This window comes from Actinomadura hibisca NBRC 15177, from assembly GCF_001552635.1.
GTDB classification, from domain to species: Bacteria; Actinomycetota; Actinomycetes; order Streptosporangiales; family Streptosporangiaceae; genus Spirillospora; species Spirillospora hibisca.
Window position 1 is genome coordinate 20,218 of sequence record NZ_BCRO01000048.1, and the last position, 20,445, is coordinate 40,662.

Consider the following 20,445-nt stretch of genomic DNA (forward strand, 5'->3'; position numbering starts at 1 on the left):
CCGAGCCGGGTCTTTACGTCCTGGTCACACGTCCCGGAACGCCAGCGCCAGCCAGCCCAGCACGAGCGCCGCCGCCGCGTACCCCGCCAGCACCGCGAGGCCCGGCCACGGCCCGATCGGGAGTTGCTCCAGACGTTCGGTCGCCTGCACCGCCAGGCCCGCCGACATCGGCGCGGCCTTCTGCAGACGCTCGTACCAGTCCTCCGACAGCAGCGGCCCGAAGATCGGCACCAGGTACAGCAGCGCCAGCATCGCCGTGATCCCGCCCGCGCCGTCCCGCACGACGGTGGCCACGCCCAGCGCCAGCAGCGCCACCAGCGCCAGGTACAGGACCGAGCCGACCGCCGCGCGCAACGTCGGGCCGTCGGCCAGCGACAGCGGGGGATAGCCGTTCGCGCCGGTGAAGCCTTGGCCCGGCAGGATCAGGCGACCGGCCAGCAGGGACGCCAGGACGCCCAGCGCCCCGGCCGCCAGGACGAGCCCCGACAACACCGCCGCCTTGGCCAGCAGGACGCGGGCGCGGCGCGGCGTCGCCGCCAGCGTCAGCTTGATGGTGCCAGTCCCGAACTCGCCGCTGGCCGTCAGGACCGCCAGCACGACCACCGCCGCCTGCCCCAGCCACACCCCGCTCAGGCTCAGCTTGGGCGTGTCCTCGAAGCACTCGGCGGGGGACGGGCAGCGGGCCGCGTCCGCCCCGGCCAGGGCCGTCACGCTCGCGATGACGGTCAGGACCGCGATCGTCAGCAGCAACCACGCGGTGCTGTGCAGGGTCCGCAGCTTGGTCCACTCGGCGTGCACGGTGTGCCTCATGCGTCCCGCCTCCGCAGCAGATGGGCGGCGACCGCCAGCGTGACGGCGGCGTAGGCGCACAACACCGCGAAGCCCGCCCACGGCGAGATCGCCGTGTCATAGCGGCGCACCGTGTCCTGAATCGCGAACCCGGCGGCGGGCGTCAGGCGCTCCAGCCAGCGCGCCACCGACAGCGGCAGGCCCGTCGCCACGATGTAGGGCAGCAGGAGCGACATCAGCACGACGGTGATGGCGGCGGCGCTGCGGCGCACGATCGTCGCGAACGCCAGCGCGAACACCGCCGCCACCGCCAGCAGCGCCGCCGTCCCGACCAGGGCACGCAGCACCGGGCCGTCGGTCACCGGCGGGAGTTGCGGGCCCGGTCGACTGGAGATCATCAGGTCGGCCAGCAGGAACGCGCCGAACGAGGCCACCAGCCCGACCGCGAACGTGACCGCCGCGAGGACGGTCGCCTTGGCCAGCAGCACGCGGACGCGGCGTGGCGCGGCGGTGAGCGTCGTACGGATCATGCCCCGGCGGTACTCGGCCGTCACGAACAGCGCCGCCACCGCCACGACGGCGGCCAGCCCGAGCAGCACGCCGGTCAGGACCATGCGGGTCCGGTCGTCGGCGAAGCCGTAGGGGCCGATGTCGCCGGTGCCCGTCACGGTGAGCGTGCCGCCGTTCCAGACGGCCGTGTTGGGCGGGGTGGGCACGCCGCCCGGCCCCTCCGGCGGGCCAGCCCCGCCCGGCGCGCCCGGCCCGCCGGAACCGGCCGGATCGGTCGTGCGGTCCGTGTTCCGCCAGGGCGTGGGCGGCTGCGGCGTCATCGCCACGTGGTCGAACGAGGCGGTGCCCTGGGTGGGTGTGGACGAGATGCTCTCGCCGCCGAACTGCCGCTCGACCTTCACGTTCTCGGGCACGGCCACCACGGGTCCCGCGATGGTCTGCCCCGGCACCTTGACCGATCCGATCTTCTGCCAGGTCCGGCCGTCGGCGGAGGAGAAGCCGGTGAGCGACGTGCCGCTGCGGGCCAGCTTCACCCAGCGGTGGCCTTGCGCGCCCGCCACGTCGGTGTCGCCGTAACCGGACTGGAAGCGGACCCGGTCGCCGACCAGCAGGACCGCCGCGTAGGGCGAGCCGCGCTCCAGGCTCGCCCGCGCCATCAGCCCGGACCTGGCCTTGTCCTGCGCGGCGATCCGCGCGATGACCGTTCCGTTGTCGGCCAGCGGCCGGTTCACGAAGTAGCCGAGGTCCTGGATGTCGGCCGGGCCGGGCGGCGGCTTGCCGCCCCCGCCCCCGCCCCCGCCGCTGCTGTTCGCCGCCGAGAGCAGCGCCGGGCCGATCGTCAGCACGATCGCCGCCAGCAGCGCCAGCCCCCAGCGTGGCACTGACCGCAGCTTGGTCCACTCGGCCAGCAGCAGCGCCCCGAACCCGTCGCGCGCGCCCGAGACCGTGCTGCGGTAGGGCGTCACGGTGGTCATCGCACCTCCCGCGAGACGGCGCGATACTCGGCGGCGTCCCTGGTCAGCTCCATGTACGCCTCTTCCAGCGACGCCCGGTGCTCGGAGATCCCGCTGAACGCGACGCCCGCCTCCGTCAGCAGCGCGATGATCCGCTCGGACGGCAGGCCGGTGACCGTCACCGTCTCGGGACCGGTCGCCGCGACGGTCGCGCCCGCGTGCGCCAGCGCCGTCATCGCCTCGCGCCGCCGCCCGGTCCGCAGCTCGACGCGCCCGCCGGACGCCGCCGCCAGCAGGTCGCGCACGCCGGTGTCGGCGATGAGCCGCCCCCGCCCGATCACCACCAGGTGGTCGGCGCTGTCCTCCAGCTCGCCCATCAGATGGCTGGACACCAGCACCGCGCGGCCCTCGGCGGCCAGCGAGCGCAGCAGGCCGCGGATCCAGGTGACGCCCTCGGGGTCCAGGCCGTTCACCGGCTCGTCGAACATCAGCACCGGCGGGTCGCCCAGCAGCGCCGCCGCGATCCCGAGCCGCTGCCGCATGCCGAGCGAGAAGCCGCCCGCCGCGCGCCGGGCGGCCCCGGCGAGCCCGACCAGCTCCAGCACCTCGCCGACGCGGCGGCGCGGCAGGCCGTTGGAGTGCGCCAGCCACAGCAGGTGGTCGCGGGCGCGGCGGCCGGGATGCACGGCTCCGGCGTCCAGCATCGCCCCGACCCGGCACAGCGGCGTGCGCAGCTCCCGGTACGGGCGGCCGTCGACCAGCGCGGCCCCGGCGTCGGGCCGGTCCAGGCCGAGCACCATGCGCATGGTGGTGGACTTGCCCGACCCGTTCGGGCCCACGAAGCCGGTGACGCGCCCCGGCTCGACGGTGAACGACAGGCCGTCCACGGCGACGGTCGGCCCGTACCGCTTGCGCAGGCCGCGGATCTCGATGGTTGCCTCCATGGCCGAGAGGCTACGAGCCGGGACGCCGCCGGGTCGTCCCGCCCGGGAGCGCACTTGCGGGGCGGGCGCCGGGGGACGCGCCGGGCCCGCGTCCCCCGTGAGAGGGACGTCCCAAGCCCACGACAAAGGGATGTGGGACGGGTCCGTAACCGCGATGATGGCCGGTATGGGGCGGAGATCGGCGGCGGCCGGGGCCGGGCTCGGGCTGCTGTCGGCGGCCGAGGCGGTCCATCGCACGATGGGCTCGGACGTCCTGCTGCCCATCGCGCTGCTCGCCGGACTGTGCGCGACGCTGCCGCTGGTGCTGCTGCCCGAACGGCCCGGCCTCGCCGCGGTCGTCGTGACGGCCGCGACGCCGCCGACGATCGCCTGCTACCGCGCGCCCGCCGTCGCCGCCCTGCTCGCGCTCGTCGCGGCGTGGGCGGCGCTGGCCTGGCGGCGCTTCCGCCGGACGCGGGCGGCCGCCGTCGAGCACGACGCCTCCCGGAGCGCGGTGGAGCGGCACCTGCTGGAGCTGATCGCGCGCGCCGAGCGCGCCCGCATCGCCCGCGAGCTGCACGACGTGGTCGCCCACCACATCTCCATGATCTCCGTGCAGGCCGAGACCGCCCGGCTGGCCACCCCCGGGATGCCCGAGCTGGGGGCCGAACGGCTGCTGGCCATCGGCGACACCGCCCGCACCGCGCTCACCGAGATGCGGCGGCTGCTCGGCGTGCTGCGCGAGGACGCCGGGGCCGAGCCGTCCCGCCGCCCGCAACCGGGCCTGCAACAACTCCTGGAACTGGTGGACGAGTCGCGGGAGGCGGGGAGCGCGGCCGTCCGGCTCATCATCCGGGGGAGCGTCGCGGCGCTGGACCCGGGCGTGGAGCTGACCGCGTACCGGATCGTGCAGGAGGCGCTGACCAACGCGCGCCGCCACGCGCCCGGCGCGGCCGTGGACGTCGAGCTGGACTACGCGTCGGGCGCGCTGCGCGTGCTGGTGCGCGACAGCGGCCCCGGACCGTCCGACGGCGGCGGCGCGGGCGCGCGGGGGCACGGTCTGCTCGGGATGCGCGAGCGCGTCGCCACGGTCGGCGGCGAGCTGAACGCCGGGCCGGGCCCGGTCAGCGGGTTCCAGATCGAGGCCGTTCTGCCGACCGGAGGCGCGGAGTGACCGGGATCGGCGTCGTGGTCGTGGACGACCTGGAGGTGGTGCGCGCCGGGTTCGCCGCGCTGCTGGACACCCAGCCCGACCTGACCGTCACCGGCACCGCCGCCGACGGGGCCGAGGCCGTGCGGGTGTGCGGGGAGCGGCGGCCGGACGTGGTGCTCATGGACGTGCGGATGCCGGTCATGGACGGCATCGAGGCGACCCGGCGCATCACCCGCGCGCCGGACGCGCCGCGCGTCCTGATGCTGACGACGTTCGACCTGGACGAGCACGTCTACGACGCGCTGGTGGCCGGGGCCAGCGGCTTCCTGCTCAAGGACGCGACCGCCGAGCGGCTGTTCGACGCCGTCCGCGTCGTCGCGGCGGGCGAGGCGCTGCTCGCGCCGAGCGTCACGCGGCGGCTGGTGGGGGAGTTCGCGCGGCTGCGCCCGCGCCCGCCGTCGCCGGAGCTGGAGGCGCTGACCCCGCGCGAGACCGACGTGTTGCGGCTGGTGGCGGAGGGCCTGACCAACGCCGAGATCGCCGCGCGCCTGGTGGTGGGCGAGGAGACGGTGAAGACGCACGTCAGCCGCCTGCTGCGCAAGCTGGGCCTGCGCGACCGGGTGCAGGCGGTGGTGACGGCCTACGAATCGGGCCTGGTCGTGCCACGGCGGCCGGGCTGAGAATCCGCCGTTTCCGAAACCCCCTTGCGGGAACCCGGCGGTCGTTGAGTACAACTGAGGCGTGGGTGACGAAACGGAAAACAGTGACAGGCGGGACAAGCTGGAGGCGCTGCTGGCGGAGGTCGGCTACGTGCGGCGCGGCACCGTGCGGTCGATCGAGAGCTACGGCGTGCTCGTCGACCTGGGCGGGGATGTGACCGGCACGGTGTCCTACGCCGAGCTGACCTGGCAGACGGTCGGGCACGCGTCGGAGGTCGTGGAGGCGGGGCAGGAGGTCGTGGTCCAGGTGCTGGACGTGGACCTGGAGCGCGAGCGGGTGTCGCTGTCGATGAAGGCGTTGCAGGACGACCCGTTCAAGGCGTTCGCCCGCGCCTCGGCGGACCGGACGGTGACCGGGCGGGTGACCAAGACCGTGCCGTTCGGGGTGTTCGTGCGGGTGCACGACGGTGTGGAAGGGCTGCTGCACGACTCCGAGCTGGACGGCCGCGCCTTCGCCGACGGCGACGAGATCACGGTGCGGGTGGCCGAGATCGACCTGACCAACCACCGGGTCAGCCTGTCGTTGTGACCGGCGGTGCGGCGCCTCAGTCCGCCGCGCCCGTCGCGCCCGTCGCGCGCAGCGCTTCGCCCAGATCCCCGACCAGCAGCCTCGGGTGCCGCTTCCACCACCACAGGTCGGGATCGACGCGGTGGAAGTACCCGAGCGCCTGCCCGTCGTCGTCCACCGTCGCGGCGCGGAAACGGCGGTCCAGCTCCTCGACGCGCGGGCTCCAGATCACCAGCAGGTGCTCGTCCAGCAGCAACCACGCCTCGCGCAGCCAGTTCCGGCAGTAGAGGTCGTTGGTGTAGGCGTCCACCATGTCCGTGTAGCCGCGCTCGACCTCGGCGACCAGCCACTCCCACTTCCCGGCCATCTCCGCGATCGTGAACGGCTTGCGCCAGCCCCGCCGGTGCAGTTCCGCGCCCGTCGCCCTCTCGTCCATGGGTCCGGCAATGTACCCGCTGGGCGCGTCCCCCGGTGCGGGGCCGGGGGACGCGCCCGGTCACCCCGGGTTCGTCACGCGCGCCAGCACGATGCCGCCCAGGATCAGCGACAGCGCCGCCACGCGGCCCGCGCTCAGCGGGTCCTTCTGCACGACCACGCCCAGCACGATCGCGCCCACCGCGCCGATCCCGGTGAACACCGCGTAGGCCGTCCCGACCGGCAGCGTCCGCATCGCCAGCGACAGCAGGTACACCGCCACCGCCGCCAGCACGAAGCACAACAACGTCGGCAGCGGCCGGGTGAAGTTCTCGGTCGGCTTGATGCTCTGCGACCAGGCGATCTCGACCGCGCCCGCCGCGACGAGGATGAGCCAGCCCATCGTCAGATCTCCTTCGCGAGCGCGCGGGCGGCGTCCAGCGCGTCCGCGTGCGAGGCCTCGTGCGCGTCGCGCAGGTGCGCGAGGTTCGGGTCGACGCGCGAGTTCACCAGCTCGGCGTTGACGAACACGGCGTCCTCGATGGCGAAGTGCCCGGCGAAGAAGTCGCGCAGGTAGCGCTCCTGGTGGTCGAAGGGCTCGCGGGGCGTGCCGGGGCCGTAGGCGCCGCCGCGCGCGGACGCGACGACGAAGCGGCGGCCCTTCAGCGACATCTTCGGGAAGGTCACCTGGTCGATCCACGCCTTCAGCGACGCCGGGATGCCGAAGTTGTACATCGGCGTCGCGATCAGCACGACGTCGGCGGCGACCAGCTCGGCCAGCAGCGGCTCGATGATCGCCCAGGCCTCCTTCTGCTCCGGGGTGCGCGCGCCCTCGTGCAGGCGGTCCAGAGCGGTGATGCCGTCGGCCAGCAGGTTGTCGCAGATCTCGGTCCACGCCTCGCCGATGAACGGGACGGGCTCGGCCGCGAGGTCGCGGTGCACGTAGCGGCCGTCGGGGTTGGCCTCGCGCCATCCGGCGGCGAAGGCGTCGCCGACCTCGCGGCTGACCGAGCGGCGGCGGGCGCTGGCGTCCAGGTGCAGCAGAACGGGCATGGGAACGCTCCTCAGAAGAAGTGGACGTGCTGTCCGCTTACGGTAGACATCAAGCGGACAGCTTGTCCACTTATTCCGGCGTCGGCTAGATTCGCCGTATGAACCTGCTGACGGGACCCGAACCCCGGCCGCGCGAGCGGGCCGACGCCGCCCGCAACCGCGCCCGGGTCCTGGACGCCGCCGCCGCGCTGTTCGCCGCCCGCGACCCGCGCACGGTCACCATGGACGACATCGCCAAGGCCGCCGGGGTCGGGCGCGGCACCCTCTACCGCCGCTACCCGGACACCACCTCGATCGCGATGGCGCTGCTGGACGAGCACGAGCGGCGCTTGCAGGAGGAGATGTTGCGCGGAGACCCGCCGCTCGGGCCGGGCGCGCCGCCGGGGGAGCGGCTGGCGGCGTTCTACGCGGCGATGGTCGAGTTACTGGAGGCGCACGGCGATCTGGTGCTGGGCGCGGAGGTGGGTGGCGCGCGGCTGCGGACGGGCGCTTACGGCTTCTGGCGCGCGCACGTGCGCGCGCTGCTGGCGCAGGGCGAGGTGGCGGAGGCCGACGCGCTGACCGACACTCTGCTCGCGCCTCTCTCTTCGGAGGTCTACCTACAGCAGCGGGAGCAGGACTTGAGCCCCGAGCAGATCACGGCCGGGCTGGCACGCCTCGCGCACAGCGTCATGATGTAGTCCTGGCCAGGCTGCACGTCTGAGCGCAGCCTCATGACGTAGTCCTCGCCGGGCCTACACGCCTCGCGCATAGCTCGTGGCATAGTCCTCGCCCAGACTCGCGCAATCGACGTGCGTCTCCTGCCAGGGACAACGCGCCTCACGCGTCGGCCGGGCTGCCGTTCTCTTTCACCGCCCGCCGTGCCGCCTCCGCGAACGCCCGGCTCTTCGCCGTCTCGCCCGCCGTCCGCCACACCACCGCCACCTCCGTCGGCGGCGCGTCCTCCAGTGCCACGAACACCACGTCCGGCCGCGCGTAGAAGCAGCACACCGACGCGGGCACCGGCGCGACGCCCTCGCCCGCCGAGATCAGCGTGATCATCTCCTGGAACGTCGTCGCCGCCCCGAAGCCCGGCTCGCCCGCCAGGTCCGCCATCCGCACCGACTCCCGCCGCGCGAACCGGTGGCCGGACGGCACCGCCAGCACCTGCCGCTCCGACAGCACCACCGGCCCCACCGTCAGGTCGGGCTCGCGCACCGGCAGCCGCGTCAGCAGCACGTCCACCTCGTCGGCGCGCAGCGGTCCCAGCGGGTCGGACGGGTGCACCTCGCGCATCTGGATCTCCACGCCCGGATGCGCCGTGCGGAACCCGGTCAGGATGCGCGGCGTCAGCGACCCCGTCGCCGCGCCCAGGAACCCGATCCGCAACGCCCCCTGGACGCCGCGCGCCGCCGCCGTCACGTCCGCCTCCACCTGCTTGAGCTGCGCGTACGCGGGGGCGAGGCCGTCCTGGAGTTGCTTGCCCAGCGGCGTCAGCGACACCCGGCGGCTCGTCCGCTCGAACAGCGGCGCGCCGATCCGCCGCTCCAGCTTCTGCACCGTCTGGCTGACGCGCGCCTGCGAGATGGTCAGGCGCTCGGCGGTCCGGCCGAAATGCAGCTCGTCGGCCAGCGTCAGGAAGGTCTCGATCTCGTGCTTCTCCACGCCGCCCTCACCGATAAGCCTGTGTGATCGATCGTTCCATTATCGAGCGTTGTTCCGGAATCGCCGCCGAGCCAGAGTTGCAGCTGTCCGAAACACCCGTCCCACCTGGGAGAATCCCCATGAACGACCGCGTCCTGCTCGGCGGCGACCTGCCCGTCACCCGCATCGGCCACGGCACCATGCGCCTCGCCGACGGCCCCGAGCGCCCCGCCGACCCCGCCACCGCCGCCATCTGGCGGCCCCCGGCCGACCGGGACGGCGCGATCGCCCTGCTGCGCCACGCCGCCGACGCGGGCGTCACCCTCTTCGACACCGCCGACGCCTACGCGCTCGGCGGCGGCGAGGAACTGATCGCCGACGCCCTGCACCCCTACCGCGACGAGGTCGTCATCGCCACCAAGGTCGGCGTGCTGCGCCCCTCGCCGACCGAGTGGGTGCCCCTCGGCCACCCCGCCTACCTGCGCCAGCAGGCCGAGCTGAGCCTGCGGCGGCTGCGCGTCGAGCGCATCGACCTGCTCCAGCTCCACCGCGTCGACCCCGCCTACCCGCTCGCCGACCAGGTCGGGGCCCTCAAGCAGCTCCAGGACGAGGGCAAGGTCCGCCACATCGGCCTGTCGGAGGTGACGATCGAGGAACTCCAGGAGGCCGAGAAGACCGCACCGATCGCCAGCGTCCAGAACGTCTACAACCTCGTCACCCGCCAGCACGAGCAGGTCGTGGACCACGCCGAGGCCAACGGCCTCGCCTTCCTGCCCTACTTCCCGATCGCGATGGGCGCGCACAACGACGAGATCGCCGCTGTCGCCGCCGAGGTCGGTGCGACGCCCGCGCAGGTCTCGCTGGCCTGGCTGCTGCGCCGCTCGCCCGCCATCGTCCCGATCCCCGGCACGACCTCGATCGCCCACCTGGACCAAAACCTGGCCGCCGCCGACGTCCGCCTCACCGACGCCCAGTTCGCCCGCCTGTCCGCCCTGGAAGGGGAATGACCATGAGCAACCCGTTCAACGAGAAGGTCATCGCGGAGTTCCGCGCCAACCAGGGCCGCGTCGGCGGCCAGTTCGACGGCTCGACGCTGCTCCTGCTCACCACCACGGGAGCCCGCACCGGCCTGGAGCGCACCACGCCGCTGGTCTACCTGCCCGACGGCGACCGCCTCGTCGTATTCGCCTCCAACGGCGGCGCGCCCACCTCGCCCGCCTGGTTCCACAACCTCGTCAAGACGCCGCACGCGACCGTGGAGGTCGGCCCTGACAAGTACGAGGCGCGCGTGGACCTGGTGGACGAGGCCGAGCACGACGCCCTGTGGGCACGTCAGATCGAGCGCGATCCTGCTTTCGCCGGGTTCCGCACCAGCGAGCGCGTCGTCCCCGTCGTCGCGCTCACCCGGGCCTGACCAGCAGGGGAGTGATCGCCTCCAGCAACCCCGCCGGTTCCACCTCGGGCAGCACGGCGAGCTCGTCGGGGGAGTGCCAGGCGTGGCCCCGGTAGTTCTGGACCTCCTCGGCGGTGAAGGCGGCCGACTTCACCGCCGGGACGCCCGCGAAACGCGCCAGGAAGAACGGCTCGTCCTTCACGTAACGCGTTCCCAGCCAGCGGAAGTCGCGGTGCACCAGGACGGGCCCGTCCTGCACCGCGTCCCCCGGCAGCCCCGTCTCCTCGAACAACTCCCGCCGCGCCGCCTCGATCGGGCTCTCGCCCGCGTCGATCCCGCCGCCCGGCGGCTCCCAGTAGGTGCGCCCGGCCACCGGGTCGTGCCAGCGCATCAGCAGCACCCGCCCCGCCCCGTCCACGCACACGATCCGCACCGCCGGACGGTCGCTGACCTCTTCCGGCTCCGCGTCCCCCGTCACCGCACGCCCCCTAGTGCCAGCGCTTCATCGCCCCGTCCATGATGGCGTCGGCCGCGTCGGTGATGTGCACCCCGACCATCTCCAGCCGCCGCACCAGCTCACGTTCCTTCATGACGTCGGTGGTCATCTCGCCCTCCAGCACCCGCGCCATCTCGTACTGGTACAACCGCCGGATCGCGCCGCCCGCCTTGCGGGCCTCCAGCGCGCTCTCGGCCGCCTTGGACGGCTTCTCCACCAGCATCGTCGCCGCCGCCTCCAGCGCCGCCACCCCCGCCTGCACCTCCGCCAGCATCGGCGCGAGCCGCTCCTGATCGGACAGCTTGTACAGGTGGGACTCGCGCACGAAGTCGCGCAGCGTGTCCAGCACGTCGTCGATCGAGCGCGACAACCGGAACAGGTCCTCCCGGTCGATCGGCGTCACCAGCGACGACGACAACCGCTCCACGAACGCGCCGCGGTGCGTGTCGCCGCGGTGCTCGATCTTCCGCATCCGGGCGCGCGCCTCGCCGCGCCCCACCGTCCCGTCCACCATCGAGGCCGCGAGCTCCGCGCCCTCCTCGGTGGTGCGCAACTGCCCGAGCAGCGCGTCCTCCAGTTCGGTGTCCATCCGCCCGTTGACCAGCCCGAGATAGCGGCCCAAACGTCCCTTCAACGCAACACCAGAGCTCCCATCGCGGCGATCACCACGCTGCCGGGCAGCGTGAGCAACCAGGCCATGGCCAGGCGCATCGCCGCTTCCCAGCGCACCCGACCGGCCCCCGACACGACCCCCGCGCCGATCAGGCCACCGGCGACGGACTGGGTCATGCTCACCGGTACCCCCAAAAACGAAGAACAGAGCACCGCGCCGGATGCGGACACTTCAGAAGTCACCGCGTGGACGGGCCTAACCGCCAGCAACTGCCCGCCCAGCGTCCGTCCGGCGCGCGGCAGCCCGTACAGGGCCCCGGCGGCGAACAGCGCTCCGGCCAGGAACGTCGCCCACAGCGGCAGGTCCCCGGCCGTCGTGCCCAACGCGATCGCCAGCACCGCCAGCATCTTCTGCGCGTCGTTGGCCGCGTACGCCGCGCACTGCACCGCGAACCCCGCCAGATGCACGCGTGACAGCGGCCCGCCCGGCGGCAGCCGCCGCAGGCCCCGCACCACCCACGCCGCCAGCAGCCCGCCCGCCAGCGGCGCGGCCATGCCGAGCGCCAGCACCAGCGCGACCCGGCCGCCCGACACCGGCAGGCCCGCGCCGAGCCCGGCTCCGGTGAGGCCGCCGACGGTGGCGAGGGTGAGGCTGGTGGGACGGCCGGTGTAGGTGAGCGTCAACGTGACGGCGAGCGCGGTCAGCACGCCGATCAGCACCGCGGCCGTGGCGGTGTCCCCGTCGCCGAACGACACCAGCCCGGCGGCGAAGGTCTCCGCCACCCCGGCTCCGAAGAGCAGCGGGATCGCGACCACGGCGGCGGTCAGCACGCTGAGTGCCGTCACGACCCGCAGGATCGGCAGCTTGAGGCCGGTGGCGAGCACCGCGCCGCCGTCGTTGGCCCCGGTGACCAGGCAGAACAGCACCGCGGTGGCGATGAGCGCGGCGTCCGTGGCGGCCTCCGGAAAGTAACGCGGGGTTAACAATATGAAATGCACTGGTGTCGAGTTAGTTGACATCCTCTATACCAATTAAGGCAATACTCAAACGGCTATGGGGGGTATGTGAAAAACGCCTCTACCTCAGGCCCGGGGCCCTGGTTAGCGTCCGTGCCGTGGACGACGAACTCATCCTCCTGAACCCCGGCCCCGCCTGTACCTCCCAGCGGGTCAAGGACGCGCTGCTGCGCGGCGACCTGTGCCACCGCGAACCGGAGTTCGGCGACCTGCTCGCCCGGCTCCGCGCCGACCTGCCCCGCGCCCTCCATCTGCCGGACCACGAAGCGCTGCTGGTGACCGGCTCGGGCACCTCCGCCATGGAGATGGCGGTGATCAGCTCGGTCCGCGCCGGCCGGGAGATCCTGGTGGTCGACAACGGCGTCTACGGCGACCGGCTGCTGAAGATCGCCCGAGCCAACGGCATCACCGCCCACGTCGTGCGCCCCGACGGCGACGACCTGACCCGCTGGACCACCCCCGCCGACCCCGAGGCGGTGCGCGCCGCGCTCGCCGAGCACCCGGCCGTGGACGCCGTCGCGGTCGTGCACCACGAGACCACCACCGGCCTGATCAACCCCATCGCCGCGATCGGGGCCATCGTCGCCGAGACCGACGCCGTGCTGGTGGTGGACGCCATCAGCGGCACCGGCAACGAGGACCAGGACCTCGGCGAGGTCGGCGCCGACATCGTCTGCGGCACCGCCAACAAGGGGCTGCACGGCCTGCCCGGCATCTCGTTCATCCTGTGCTCGGCGAAGGGCGTCGAGCGCGTCCAGGACGTCCCGGCCCGCAGCCTCTACCTCAACGCCGCGTCCTACCTGAAGGGCCAGCGCGAGGGGAACGTCCCCTTCACCCCGGCCGTGCAGGTCTGTTACTCGCTGGACGAGGCGCTCCAGGAGTACTTCGAGGCGGGCGGCTTCGCCGGGCGCACCAAGCTGTACCGCGAGCGCGCCGAGCTGGTGCGCGCCGGGTTCGAGCGGCTGGGCCTGGACGTCCTCGTGCGGCCTGACCTGCGGTCGAACTCGGTGACGATGCTTCACCTGCCGGAAACCGTCACGTACGACCGGCTTCACGACGAGCTCAAGGCCCGCGGATATGTCATATACGCCGGTCAGGGGAGTCTTTCCAGCCGGTTCTTCCGCATCTGCACGATGGGGGAGATCCCCTGGCACCGGCTGGAAGACCTCGAAGGGGCTTTGAGCCAGTCGATCAAGGCCGCCCGAGGTTAGCCGAACGCCGAACCCACCTCCGCGCCCCCGCGCCCGTGCCCTAGGGAGCCCCCGTGCAGCTCAACCTCTACCGGTTGTGGATCTTCATGACGGTGATCGAGGAGGGCGGGTTCTCCGCCGCCGCCGGCAAGCTCTACCTGAGCCAGCCGTCGGTCTCCAACCAGGTCCGGCAGCTGGAGCAGTCGCTGCGCACCACCCTGATCGACCGGTCGGGGGCGCGCATCCGCCTCACCCCCGAGGGCGAGGTGCTGCTCCAGTACGCCAAGCGCGTGTTCCTGCTGGCCGACGAGGCGGTCACCGCGATCCGCCAGGTGTCGGGGCTCCAGAGCGGCACGCTGGTCGCGGGCGGCTCCACCACCGTCGGCACCTACCTGCTGCCGCCGCTGCTGGCCGCCTTCCGCGACCGGCACCCCGGCATCGACGTGGGGATCTTCGTCGGCAACGCCGAGCAGGTGGAGAAGCGCCTGGTGGACGGCGAGGTCGGCGTCGCGGTGTTCGCGGGGGTGCCCAAGGCCCCGCAGCTCGACAGCGAACCGATCCTGGAGGACCGGGTCGTGCTCATCACCCCGCCCGACCACCCGCTGGCCGCCGAGCGGGCCGTCGATCCCGAGCGGCTCGACGGCCAGCGGTTCCTGCTGCGCGAGCCCGGCTCGTCCACGCGGGCCGTGCAGGAGGAGGCGCTGCGCGACTGGGGCCTGGCGGAGGTCGTGCAGGCCGAGATCTGGGGCCCGGAGACGATCAAGCAGGCGGTCGCGGCGGGGCTCGGCATCTCGCTGGTGTCCGAGCACTGCGTGGAGAACGAGATCGCCACCGGGCGGCTCGCGGTCCTGGACGTGACCCCGGCCCCGCAGCCCCGCCCGATCGTGGTCGCGCACCGCCGCGACCGCCTGCTCGGCCCGGCCGAGCAGGAGTTCATCAAGCTGCTGAAGGCCACGCACGCCTGGCCCGGCTCGCGCCCTCTGCGGGCCGTGGTCGGCCACTGAGGCCGCGGCCCGACGGCGACGACCAGCCCTGCTGCTAGTGGAGGAAAGCCCATGGCGCTGCCTGCGCGCGCCCGAATTGTGATCATCGGTGGCGGGATCGTGGGGTGCAGCGTCGCCTACCACCTGGCCGAACTCGGCGTCACCGACGTGGTGGTGCTGGAGCAGGGCCAACTGTCCTGCGGCACCACCTGGCACGCGGCGGGGCTGGTCGGCCAGCTCCGCAGCACCGAGAACATGACCCGGCTGATCCGGTACTCGACCGAGCTGTACAGGCGGCTGGAGGCCGAGACCGGGTTCGGCACCGGCTGGAAGCGCACCGGATCGGTGAGCGTCGCCCGCACCCCCGAGCGCATGGCGCAGCTGCGCCGCACCGCCGCGTCGGCGCGCTCCTACGGCGTCGAGGCCGAGGTGATCTCCGCGCGGGAGGCCGCGGACCTGTGGCCGGTGATGCGCACCGACGACCTGGCGGGCGCGGTGTGGTTGCCCGGCGACGGCAAGGCCAACCCTTCCGACCTGACGCAGGCGCTGGCGCGCGGCGCGTCGCGGAAGGGCGTGCGGGTCGTCGAGCGGGTGAAGGTGACCGGCGTCGAGGTCGTGGACGGCGCGGTGCGGAGCGTCGCCACCGACCAGGGCGACATCGAGTGCGAGACCGTCGTCAACTGCGCCGGGCAGTGGGCCCGGAAGATCGGCCGCATGGCCGGGGTGACGGTGCCGCTGCACTCGGCCGAGCACTACTACATCGTCACCGAGCGGATCGAGGGCGTGCACCCCGACCTGCCGGTGCTGCGCGACCCCGACGGCTACGTCTACCTCAAGGAGGAGGTCGGCGGCCTGGTCGTGGGCGGGTTCGAGCCCGACGCCAAGCCGTGGGGGATGGACGGCATCCCCGAGCCGTTCGAGTTCCAGCTCCTGGAGGAGGACTGGGACCAGTTCGCGATCCTCATGGAGAACGCGATCATCCGCGTCCCGGCGCTCGACCGCACCGGCGTCAAGAAGTTCTACAACGGCCCCGAGAGCTTCACCCCGGACAACAACTTCCTGCTCGGCGAGGCCCCCGAGGTGCGCGGCTTCTACGTCGGCGCGGGCTTCAACTCCGCCGGGATCGCCTCGGCGGGCGGCGCGGGCCGGGCGCTGGCCGAGTGGATCGTGGGCGGCGAGCCGTCGATGGACCTGTGGCCGGTGGACGTGCGGCGCTTCGCCCGCTGGGCCGACAACGACGCCTGGCTGCACGACCGCGTCAAGGAGACCCTGGGCCTGCACTACGCGATGGCCTGGCCCAACCGGGAACTGGACACCGCCCGGCCGCTGCGCCGCTCGCCCGTCCACCACCTGCTGGAACGCTCGGGGGCGTGGTTCGGGTCGAAGATGGGCTGGGAGCGCGTCAACTACTTCGGGGCCGCGCCCGAGTACTCCTTCGACCGGCAGAACTGGCACGGCGCGGTCGGCGCGGAGGTCCGCGCCACCCGCGAGGACGTCGCGCTGTTCGACCAGACCTCCTTCTCCAAGTTCACCGTCAAGGGCAAGGGCGCCGAGGCCGCGCTCCAGTGGTTGTGCACCAACGACGTGGCGGTGGAGCCCGGCCGGGTCGTCTACACCGGGCTGCTCAACGACCGGGGCGGCTACGAGTCCGACCTGACCGTCACGCGCGTCGCGGGCGACGAGTACCTCGTGGTGACGGGCTCGGCGCAGACCACCCGCGACTTCGACTACCTGAGCCGCAACCTCGGCGACGGCTGCGCGCTGGTGGACGTGACCAGCGCTTACGCGGTGTTCGGGCTGATGGGGCCGCGCGCCCGCGAGGTGCTGTCGGCGGTCTCCACCGCAGACCTGTCCAACGAGGCGTTCCCGTTCGGCACCAGCCGCCTGATCGACCTCGGGTACGCGACCGTCCGCGCCACGCGCGTCACCTACGTGGGCGAACTGGGCTGGGAGCTGTACGTCCCGGCCGAGTTCGCCGTCACCGTCTACGAGACGCTGCTCGCCCAGGGCCCGGCGCAGGCCGGTTACTACGCCATCGAGGCCATGCGGATCGAGAAGGCGTACCGCGCGTGGGGCCGCGAGCTGACGCCCGACCGCACGCCGATCGAGGCCGGGCTCGGCTTCGCCTGCAAGCGGAACGCGCCCTACCGGGGGCAGGAGGTGGTGGAGCTTCAGCGGGAACAGGGCGTGCGGCGTAAGCTCGTGTCCCTCACCCTGAACGACCCGGGCGCGCAGTTGTGGGGCGGTGAGCTGCTGCTCCGCGACGGCGAGCCCGCCGGATCGGTCGGCTCGGCCGCCTACGGGCACACGCTCGGCGCGGCCGTGGCGCTGGCGTACGTTCAGGGCGAGGACATCGTCGACAGGGCCTACCTCGCCGACGCCAAATACGAGGTCGAGGCGGCCGGGGAGCGCTACGACGCGACCCTGCACCTCACGGCGCCCTACGATCCCACCGCTGCGAAAGTGAAATCGTGACCGAGTACGTTCTGACGCTCTCCTGTCCCGACCGCCCCGGCATCGTGGCGGCCGTCTCCGGGCTGCTGGCCGAGCGGGGCTGCAACATCCTGGAGAGCCAGCAGTTCAGCGACCGCGACTCCGGGACGTTCTTCATGCGCGTCCAGTTCGCGGGCCTGCCCGACACCGACCCCGACGAACTCCGGGGCTCGTTCGCGGCGCTCGGCTCGGAACTGGGCCTGGACTGGCGGCTGCACGACACCGCGGTGAAGCCCCGCGTGCTGATCATGGTGTCGAAGTTCGGGCACTGCCTGAACGACCTGCTGTACCGGGTGCGTTCGGGCCAGCTCGACATCGAGGTGGTCGCCGTGGTGTCCAACCACCCCGACATGCGCCCGCTCACCCAGTCCTACGGCATCGACTACCACCACCTGCCGGTCGCCAAGGGCGGCAAGGCCGCGCAGGAGGCCGAGGTGCTGACGCTGGTCGAGCACTACAACGCCGACCTGGTGGTCCTCGCCCGCTACATGCAGATCCTGTCGGACGACTTCTGCGCCAAGCTGCCCGGCCAGGTGATCAACATCCACCACTCGTTCCTGCCGAGCTTCAAGGGAGCCAAGCCCTACCACCAGGCGCACGCCCGGGGCGTGAAGCTGATCGGGGCCACCGCCCACTACGTCACCGCCGACCTGGACGAGGGCCCGATCATCGAGCAGGAGGTGGCCCGGGTGGACCACTCGCACAGCCCCGAGGACCTGATGGCGGTCGGCCGCGACATGGAGTGCCTGGCGCTGGCGCGCGCGGTGCGCTGGCAGGCCGAGCACCGGGTGGTGCTGAACACCGACCGCACGGTGGTGTTCCGCTAGACGGCGCGGCTAGACGGGTGCCCGCTGCTCGGCCGGGCCGGGCGAAGGACCGCTGTCGGGACGGTCGCCGTCGTGCTCGTCCAGCAGCGTGGCCTCGTTGAACGGCTCGTCGCCCGCCAGCACCCGCCCGGCCCGCGCCCGGTCGAACTGCCCGGTCCACGACCCGACCAGGACGGTGGCGACGGCGTTGCCCGCGAAGTTGGTCAGCGCGCGGGCCTCGGACATGAACCGGTCGATGCCGACGATGAAGCCGACCCCGTCCACCAGCTCGGGCCGGTGCGACTGGAGCCCGCCCGCGAGCGTGGCGAGGCCCGCGCCGCTGACCCCGGCCGCGCCCTTCGACGCGATGATCATGAACAGCAGCAGGCCGAGCTGCGAGCCGAACGGCAGCGGCTCGTCCTGCGCGGCGGCGATGAACAGCGTGGCCATCGTCAGGTAGATCGCGGTGCCGTCCAGGTTGAAGGAGTAGCCGGTCGGCACCGTGATGCCGACGACCGGCCGCGCCACCCCGAGGTGCTCCATCTTGGCGATCAGCCGGGGCAGCGCCGACTCCGACGACGAGGTGGACAGGATCAGCAGGAACTCGCGCGCCAGGTAGCGCAGCAACGACCACACGCCGATCCGCGCGCCGAGCCAGAGCACCGTGCCCAGCACGACGAACACGAAGATGGCGCAGGTCAGGTAGAAGCCCAGCATGATCACCGCCAGGCTGCGCAGCGCCGTCCAGCCGGTCGCGCCGACCACCGCCGCGATCGCGCCGAACGCCCCGACCGGCGCGGCCCACATGATCATCGCCAGGATGCGGAACACCCACCGCTGCGCGGCCTCCACCCCGCGCCGCACCGGTTCCCCGGCGGGCCCGAGCTGCTGGAGCGCGAACCCGGCCAGCAGCGCCACCAGCAACGTCTGGAGCACCTGCCCGGAGGTCAGCGCCGACACCAGCGTCGTGGGGATGATGCCGAGCAGGAAGTCGGTGGCTCCTTCGCCGCCCTTGGCGGCCTCCTGCGCCTTGGCCGCCGAGCCGGGGTCCAGGTGCAGGCCCTCGCCGGGGTGCAGCAGGTTGCCGACCGCGAGCCCGATGAACAGCGCGAAGGTGGACATCGTCAGGAAGTACACCAGCGCGATCAGCCCGACCCGGCCGACCTGCGCGGCCCGCGCCACCGAGCCGATGCCGAGCACGATGGTGCAGAAGATGATCGGCGAGATCATCATCTTGATCAGCGCGACGAAGCCGGTGCCCAGCGGCTCCAGCCGCTCGGCGAAGCCGGGCGCGAGCAGGCCGACGGCGATGCCGAGCGCCACCGCGGCCAGCACCGCGATGTAGAGGTAGTGGACGCGGTCCTTGCGGGGCCGCCGGGCCGGGGGAGCGCCGCCGGAGGGCGGGGGGACGGGCGCCACGATCGGCTCCTTTCGGTCTCCGGTCATTGCTTGTGACCTGGGCCACTTTTATTGACATTTTTCGCACGCGCCATGCGGAAAGGCGTGATCCGCCCCGAAGTGTGCGACCTGAATCACCGGTTTTATTGCGACCGAAAGGGTAGGTACAACACTGCCAGAACCGATCGCGAGAACATCCGGGGGGATCGCCATGGGCAACGCTCAGGACAGGGCGCAGAACAAGTTCGACGAGACGGGCGGCAAGGTCAAGGAGACCGCCGGCAAGGTCACCGGGAACTCCGAGATGGAGGGCGAGGGCAAGGGCGACCAGCTCAAGGCCCAGGCCAAGGACGCCATGGAGAACACCAAGGAGAAGGCCGGCGACGCCGTCGACAAGGTCAAGGGCATGTTCAAGAGCGGCAAGAACGACGCCGACCGGTAGTTCCGGCCGACCAGGCGGGCCGACGGGCGGGCGGAGCAGACGGCCCGTCCGGGCACGGCCGGCCAGCCCGCGAGTCCGATCCCGTGAAGTCCGGCGATGCGCTGACGCATCGCCGGTCTTTTTTGTCCGCGTAAAGCAAAATTGACCGGCTTCTTAAACGGGCGGGCGGTTCCGGCGCGGCCTGCCGAGCATCAATTGATCACCTAAACGACTCATCAGGGGGGACGTCGTGAGCCAGGAGAACGGACAGGCGACCAGGGAGGCGGGCGTCGGCACCCTGCCCAACCAGGGCCCGCGCTCGGGCGCGGACAAGGGCGTGCAGCACCAGGACGGCCGGTCCTCCGGGACGGGCCGGTCCGGCGACGGCACGAGCACCGCCCTGGAGAAGAAGGACACGCCCGACAGCGTGCTGGTGACCGACCACGGCAAGACGAAGATCTCCGACGATGTGGTCGCCAAGGTCGCCGGCATGGCGGCCCGGGAGATCGGCGGCGTGCACGCCATGGGCTCGGGCATGGCCCGCACGATGGGCTCGATGCGCGAGCGGCTGCCCGGAGGCGGCGGCCGCAACGTGGCCCAGGGCGTGTCGGTGCAGGTCGGCGAGCGCCAGACCGCGGTGGACGTGGACCTGGTCGTGGACTACGGGGTGTCCATCCCCGACCTCGCGGGCGCCGTCCGCGAGAACATCATCAACCAGGTCGAGCACATGACGGGCCTGGAGGTCGTCGAGGTGAACATCTCCGTGGACGACATCCACCTGCCCGGCGACGACAACAACAACGACGACAACGACTCCGGCAACGGTAAGAACGGCAAGAACACCGACGCCAAGCAGCAGGCCGAGTCGGAGAAGCCGCGGGTGCAGTAATGAGCCCCACACGTCCGACGAGCGGACAGACGGCCCCGAGCCCGACCGCGATGCCGCCCAGGCGACCGGTCGGGGAGGAGCGCCCGGACGGTCCGCAGGACA

General features: G+C 72.6%; 23 protein-coding genes. 12 read left to right on the forward strand and 11 right to left on the reverse strand.

Annotation, left to right across the window (positions count from 1 at the left end; genetic code table 11):
* Positions 1-24: 24 nt before the first annotated feature.
* The 3 genes from AH6_RS23235 to AH6_RS23245 are packed head-to-tail and all read right to left on the reverse strand — an operon-like array spanning position 25 to position 3,196.
* Positions 25-810: an ABC-2 transporter permease family protein gene (locus AH6_RS23235; protein WP_157431648.1), complete on the reverse strand. Its 786-nt coding sequence runs from the start codon at positions 808-810 to the stop codon at positions 25-27.
* A complete protein-coding gene (locus AH6_RS23240) occupies positions 807-2,273 on the reverse strand; it encodes a DUF1349 domain-containing protein (RefSeq protein WP_083983366.1) in 1,467 nt (488 codons plus the stop codon). Before AH6_RS23240 ends, AH6_RS23235 begins: the two co-directional genes overlap by 4 nt.
* Positions 2,270-3,196, reverse strand: coding sequence for an ABC transporter ATP-binding protein (locus AH6_RS23245; RefSeq protein WP_067483319.1), 927 nt, complete (start codon positions 3,194-3,196; stop codon positions 2,270-2,272). Before AH6_RS23245 ends, AH6_RS23240 begins: the two co-directional genes overlap by 4 nt.
* Positions 3,197-3,362: 166 nt before the next feature.
* On the opposite strand from AH6_RS23245, the gene AH6_RS23250 reads away from it, so the two are divergent.
* The 3 genes from AH6_RS23250 to AH6_RS23260 all read left to right on the forward strand — a co-directional run bounded on the left by AH6_RS23250 (position 3,363) and on the right by AH6_RS23260 (position 5,576).
* Positions 3,363-4,349, forward strand: a complete 987-nt coding sequence (locus tag AH6_RS23250) for a sensor histidine kinase (RefSeq protein ID WP_067483321.1) — start codon at positions 3,363-3,365, stop codon at positions 4,347-4,349.
* The gene (locus AH6_RS23255) at positions 4,346-5,008 is read left to right on the forward strand and encodes a response regulator (protein WP_067483324.1); all 663 of its coding nucleotides are present in this window, start codon (positions 4,346-4,348) and stop codon (positions 5,006-5,008) included. The genes AH6_RS23250 and AH6_RS23255 overlap by 4 nt, the downstream gene beginning before the upstream one ends.
* Before the next feature lie 61 nt (positions 5,009-5,069).
* On the forward strand, positions 5,070-5,576 hold the full coding sequence (locus AH6_RS23260) for a S1 RNA-binding domain-containing protein (protein WP_067483325.1): 507 nt from the start codon (positions 5,070-5,072) through the stop codon (positions 5,574-5,576).
* Between the two features lie 16 nt (positions 5,577-5,592).
* Here AH6_RS23260 and AH6_RS23265 read toward each other — a convergent pair whose 3' ends face one another.
* From AH6_RS23265 to AH6_RS23275, 3 genes are read right to left on the reverse strand one after another with little or no spacing between them, the layout of a single operon-like run.
* Positions 5,593-5,991 carry a hypothetical protein gene (locus AH6_RS23265; protein WP_067483327.1) on the reverse strand — a complete coding sequence of 133 codons (399 nt, stop codon included), beginning with the start codon at positions 5,989-5,991 and terminating at the stop codon, positions 5,593-5,595.
* Positions 5,992-6,051: 60 nt separating this feature from the next.
* Entirely contained in the window at positions 6,052-6,372 is a 321-nt protein-coding gene (locus AH6_RS23270; protein WP_067483329.1) for a DMT family transporter, read from the reverse strand.
* 2 nt (positions 6,373-6,374) lie between these two features.
* On the reverse strand, positions 6,375-7,022 hold the full coding sequence (locus AH6_RS23275) for an FMN-dependent NADH-azoreductase (RefSeq protein ID WP_067483331.1): 648 nt from the start codon (positions 7,020-7,022) through the stop codon (positions 6,375-6,377).
* A gap of 98 nt (positions 7,023-7,120) precedes the next feature.
* Here AH6_RS23275 and AH6_RS23280 point away from each other — a divergent pair, with 98 nt between their 5' ends.
* On the forward strand, positions 7,121-7,702 hold the full coding sequence (locus AH6_RS23280; protein WP_067483333.1) for a TetR/AcrR family transcriptional regulator: 582 nt from the start codon (positions 7,121-7,123) through the stop codon (positions 7,700-7,702).
* Positions 7,703-7,841: 139 nt separating this feature from the next.
* Here the strand turns inward: AH6_RS23280 and AH6_RS23285 are convergent, their stop codons facing one another.
* Entirely contained in the window at positions 7,842-8,666 is an 825-nt protein-coding gene (locus AH6_RS23285; protein ID WP_169807896.1) for a LysR family transcriptional regulator, read from the reverse strand.
* A gap of 119 nt (positions 8,667-8,785) precedes the next feature.
* Here AH6_RS23285 and AH6_RS23290 point away from each other — a divergent pair, with 119 nt between their 5' ends.
* Positions 8,786-9,652, forward strand: a complete 867-nt coding sequence (locus tag AH6_RS23290) for an aldo/keto reductase (RefSeq protein ID WP_067483335.1) — start codon at positions 8,786-8,788, stop codon at positions 9,650-9,652.
* A 2-nt stretch (positions 9,653-9,654) separates the two neighbouring features.
* Positions 9,655-10,059 carry a nitroreductase/quinone reductase family protein gene (locus tag AH6_RS23295; protein WP_067483337.1) on the forward strand — a complete coding sequence of 135 codons (405 nt, stop codon included), beginning with the start codon at positions 9,655-9,657 and terminating at the stop codon, positions 10,057-10,059.
* On the opposite strand, the gene AH6_RS23300 is transcribed toward AH6_RS23295, so the two are convergent.
* From AH6_RS23300 to AH6_RS23310, 3 genes are read right to left on the reverse strand one after another with little or no spacing between them, the layout of a single operon-like run.
* Positions 10,046-10,516 (reverse strand): NUDIX hydrolase, encoded by a 471-nt coding sequence (locus tag AH6_RS23300; RefSeq protein WP_067483339.1) that lies wholly within the window; start codon positions 10,514-10,516, stop codon positions 10,046-10,048. The genes AH6_RS23295 and AH6_RS23300 overlap by 14 nt on opposite strands.
* Positions 10,517-10,526: 10 nt before the next feature.
* Positions 10,527-11,168, reverse strand: a complete 642-nt coding sequence (locus tag AH6_RS23305) for a DUF47 domain-containing protein (protein ID WP_245679431.1) — start codon at positions 11,166-11,168, stop codon at positions 10,527-10,529.
* Complete coding sequence (locus tag AH6_RS23310) at positions 11,165-12,133, reverse strand: inorganic phosphate transporter (RefSeq protein ID WP_245679432.1); 969 nt, start codon at positions 12,131-12,133, stop codon at positions 11,165-11,167. Before AH6_RS23310 ends, AH6_RS23305 begins: the two co-directional genes overlap by 4 nt.
* A gap of 128 nt (positions 12,134-12,261) precedes the next feature.
* On the opposite strand from AH6_RS23310, the gene AH6_RS23315 reads away from it, so the two are divergent.
* From AH6_RS23315 to purU, 4 genes are read left to right on the forward strand one after another with little or no spacing between them, the layout of a single operon-like run.
* Entirely contained in the window at positions 12,262-13,374 is a 1,113-nt protein-coding gene (locus AH6_RS23315; RefSeq protein ID WP_067483341.1) for a pyridoxal-phosphate-dependent aminotransferase family protein, read from the forward strand.
* Between the two features lie 53 nt (positions 13,375-13,427).
* Positions 13,428-14,357 carry a LysR substrate-binding domain-containing protein gene (locus tag AH6_RS23320; RefSeq protein ID WP_067483343.1) on the forward strand — a complete coding sequence of 310 codons (930 nt, stop codon included), beginning with the start codon at positions 13,428-13,430 and terminating at the stop codon, positions 14,355-14,357.
* A gap of 51 nt (positions 14,358-14,408) precedes the next feature.
* Positions 14,409-16,811: a GcvT family protein gene (locus tag AH6_RS23325; protein WP_067483345.1), complete on the forward strand. Its 2,403-nt coding sequence runs from the start codon at positions 14,409-14,411 to the stop codon at positions 16,809-16,811.
* Positions 16,808-17,656: a formyltetrahydrofolate deformylase gene (gene purU, locus AH6_RS23330; protein WP_083983370.1), complete on the forward strand. Its 849-nt coding sequence runs from the start codon at positions 16,808-16,810 to the stop codon at positions 17,654-17,656. The genes AH6_RS23325 and purU overlap by 4 nt, the downstream gene beginning before the upstream one ends.
* A 9-nt stretch (positions 17,657-17,665) precedes the next feature.
* On the opposite strand, the gene AH6_RS23335 is transcribed toward purU, so the two are convergent.
* On the reverse strand, positions 17,666-19,054 hold the full coding sequence (locus AH6_RS23335) for a cation:dicarboxylate symporter family transporter (protein ID WP_245679433.1): 1,389 nt from the start codon (positions 19,052-19,054) through the stop codon (positions 17,666-17,668).
* Between the two features lie 190 nt (positions 19,055-19,244).
* Here AH6_RS23335 and AH6_RS23340 point away from each other — a divergent pair, with 190 nt between their 5' ends.
* Together AH6_RS23340 and AH6_RS23345 are read left to right on the forward strand one after the other, a co-directional pair.
* Positions 19,245-19,475 (forward strand): CsbD family protein, encoded by a 231-nt coding sequence (locus AH6_RS23340; RefSeq protein ID WP_067483349.1) that lies wholly within the window; start codon positions 19,245-19,247, stop codon positions 19,473-19,475.
* A gap of 379 nt (positions 19,476-19,854) precedes the next feature.
* A complete protein-coding gene (locus AH6_RS23345) occupies positions 19,855-20,343 on the forward strand; it encodes an Asp23/Gls24 family envelope stress response protein (RefSeq protein WP_245679435.1) in 489 nt (162 codons plus the stop codon).
* The last annotated feature ends 102 nt before the right edge of the window (positions 20,344-20,445 follow it).

Excerpts from the sequence above, each read along its gene's own strand:
- AH6_RS23280 (WP_067483333.1), top strand. The coding sequence starts at position 7,121 with ATGAACCTGCTGACGGGACCCGAACCCCGGCCGCGCGAGCGGGCCGAC.
- AH6_RS23240 (WP_083983366.1), bottom strand. The coding sequence starts at position 2,273 with ATGACCACCGTGACGCCCTACCGCAGCACGGTCTCGGGCGCGCGCGAC.
- AH6_RS23325 (WP_067483345.1), top strand. The coding sequence starts at position 14,409 with ATGGCGCTGCCTGCGCGCGCCCGAATTGTGATCATCGGTGGCGGGATC.
- AH6_RS23290 (WP_067483335.1), top strand. The coding sequence starts at position 8,786 with ATGAACGACCGCGTCCTGCTCGGCGGCGACCTGCCCGTCACCCGCATC.
- AH6_RS23235 (WP_157431648.1), bottom strand. The coding sequence starts at position 810 with ATGAGGCACACCGTGCACGCCGAGTGGACCAAGCTGCGGACCCTGCAC.
- AH6_RS23245 (WP_067483319.1), bottom strand. The coding sequence starts at position 3,196 with ATGGAGGCAACCATCGAGATCCGCGGCCTGCGCAAGCGGTACGGGCCG.
- AH6_RS23270 (WP_067483329.1), bottom strand. The coding sequence starts at position 6,372 with ATGGGCTGGCTCATCCTCGTCGCGGCGGGCGCGGTCGAGATCGCCTGG.
- AH6_RS23295 (WP_067483337.1), top strand. The coding sequence starts at position 9,655 with ATGAGCAACCCGTTCAACGAGAAGGTCATCGCGGAGTTCCGCGCCAAC.
- AH6_RS23265 (WP_067483327.1), bottom strand. The coding sequence starts at position 5,991 with ATGGACGAGAGGGCGACGGGCGCGGAACTGCACCGGCGGGGCTGGCGC.
- AH6_RS23250 (WP_067483321.1), top strand. The coding sequence starts at position 3,363 with ATGGGGCGGAGATCGGCGGCGGCCGGGGCCGGGCTCGGGCTGCTGTCG.
- AH6_RS23275 (WP_067483331.1), bottom strand. The coding sequence starts at position 7,022 with ATGCCCGTTCTGCTGCACCTGGACGCCAGCGCCCGCCGCCGCTCGGTC.
- AH6_RS23340 (WP_067483349.1), top strand. The coding sequence starts at position 19,245 with ATGGGCAACGCTCAGGACAGGGCGCAGAACAAGTTCGACGAGACGGGC.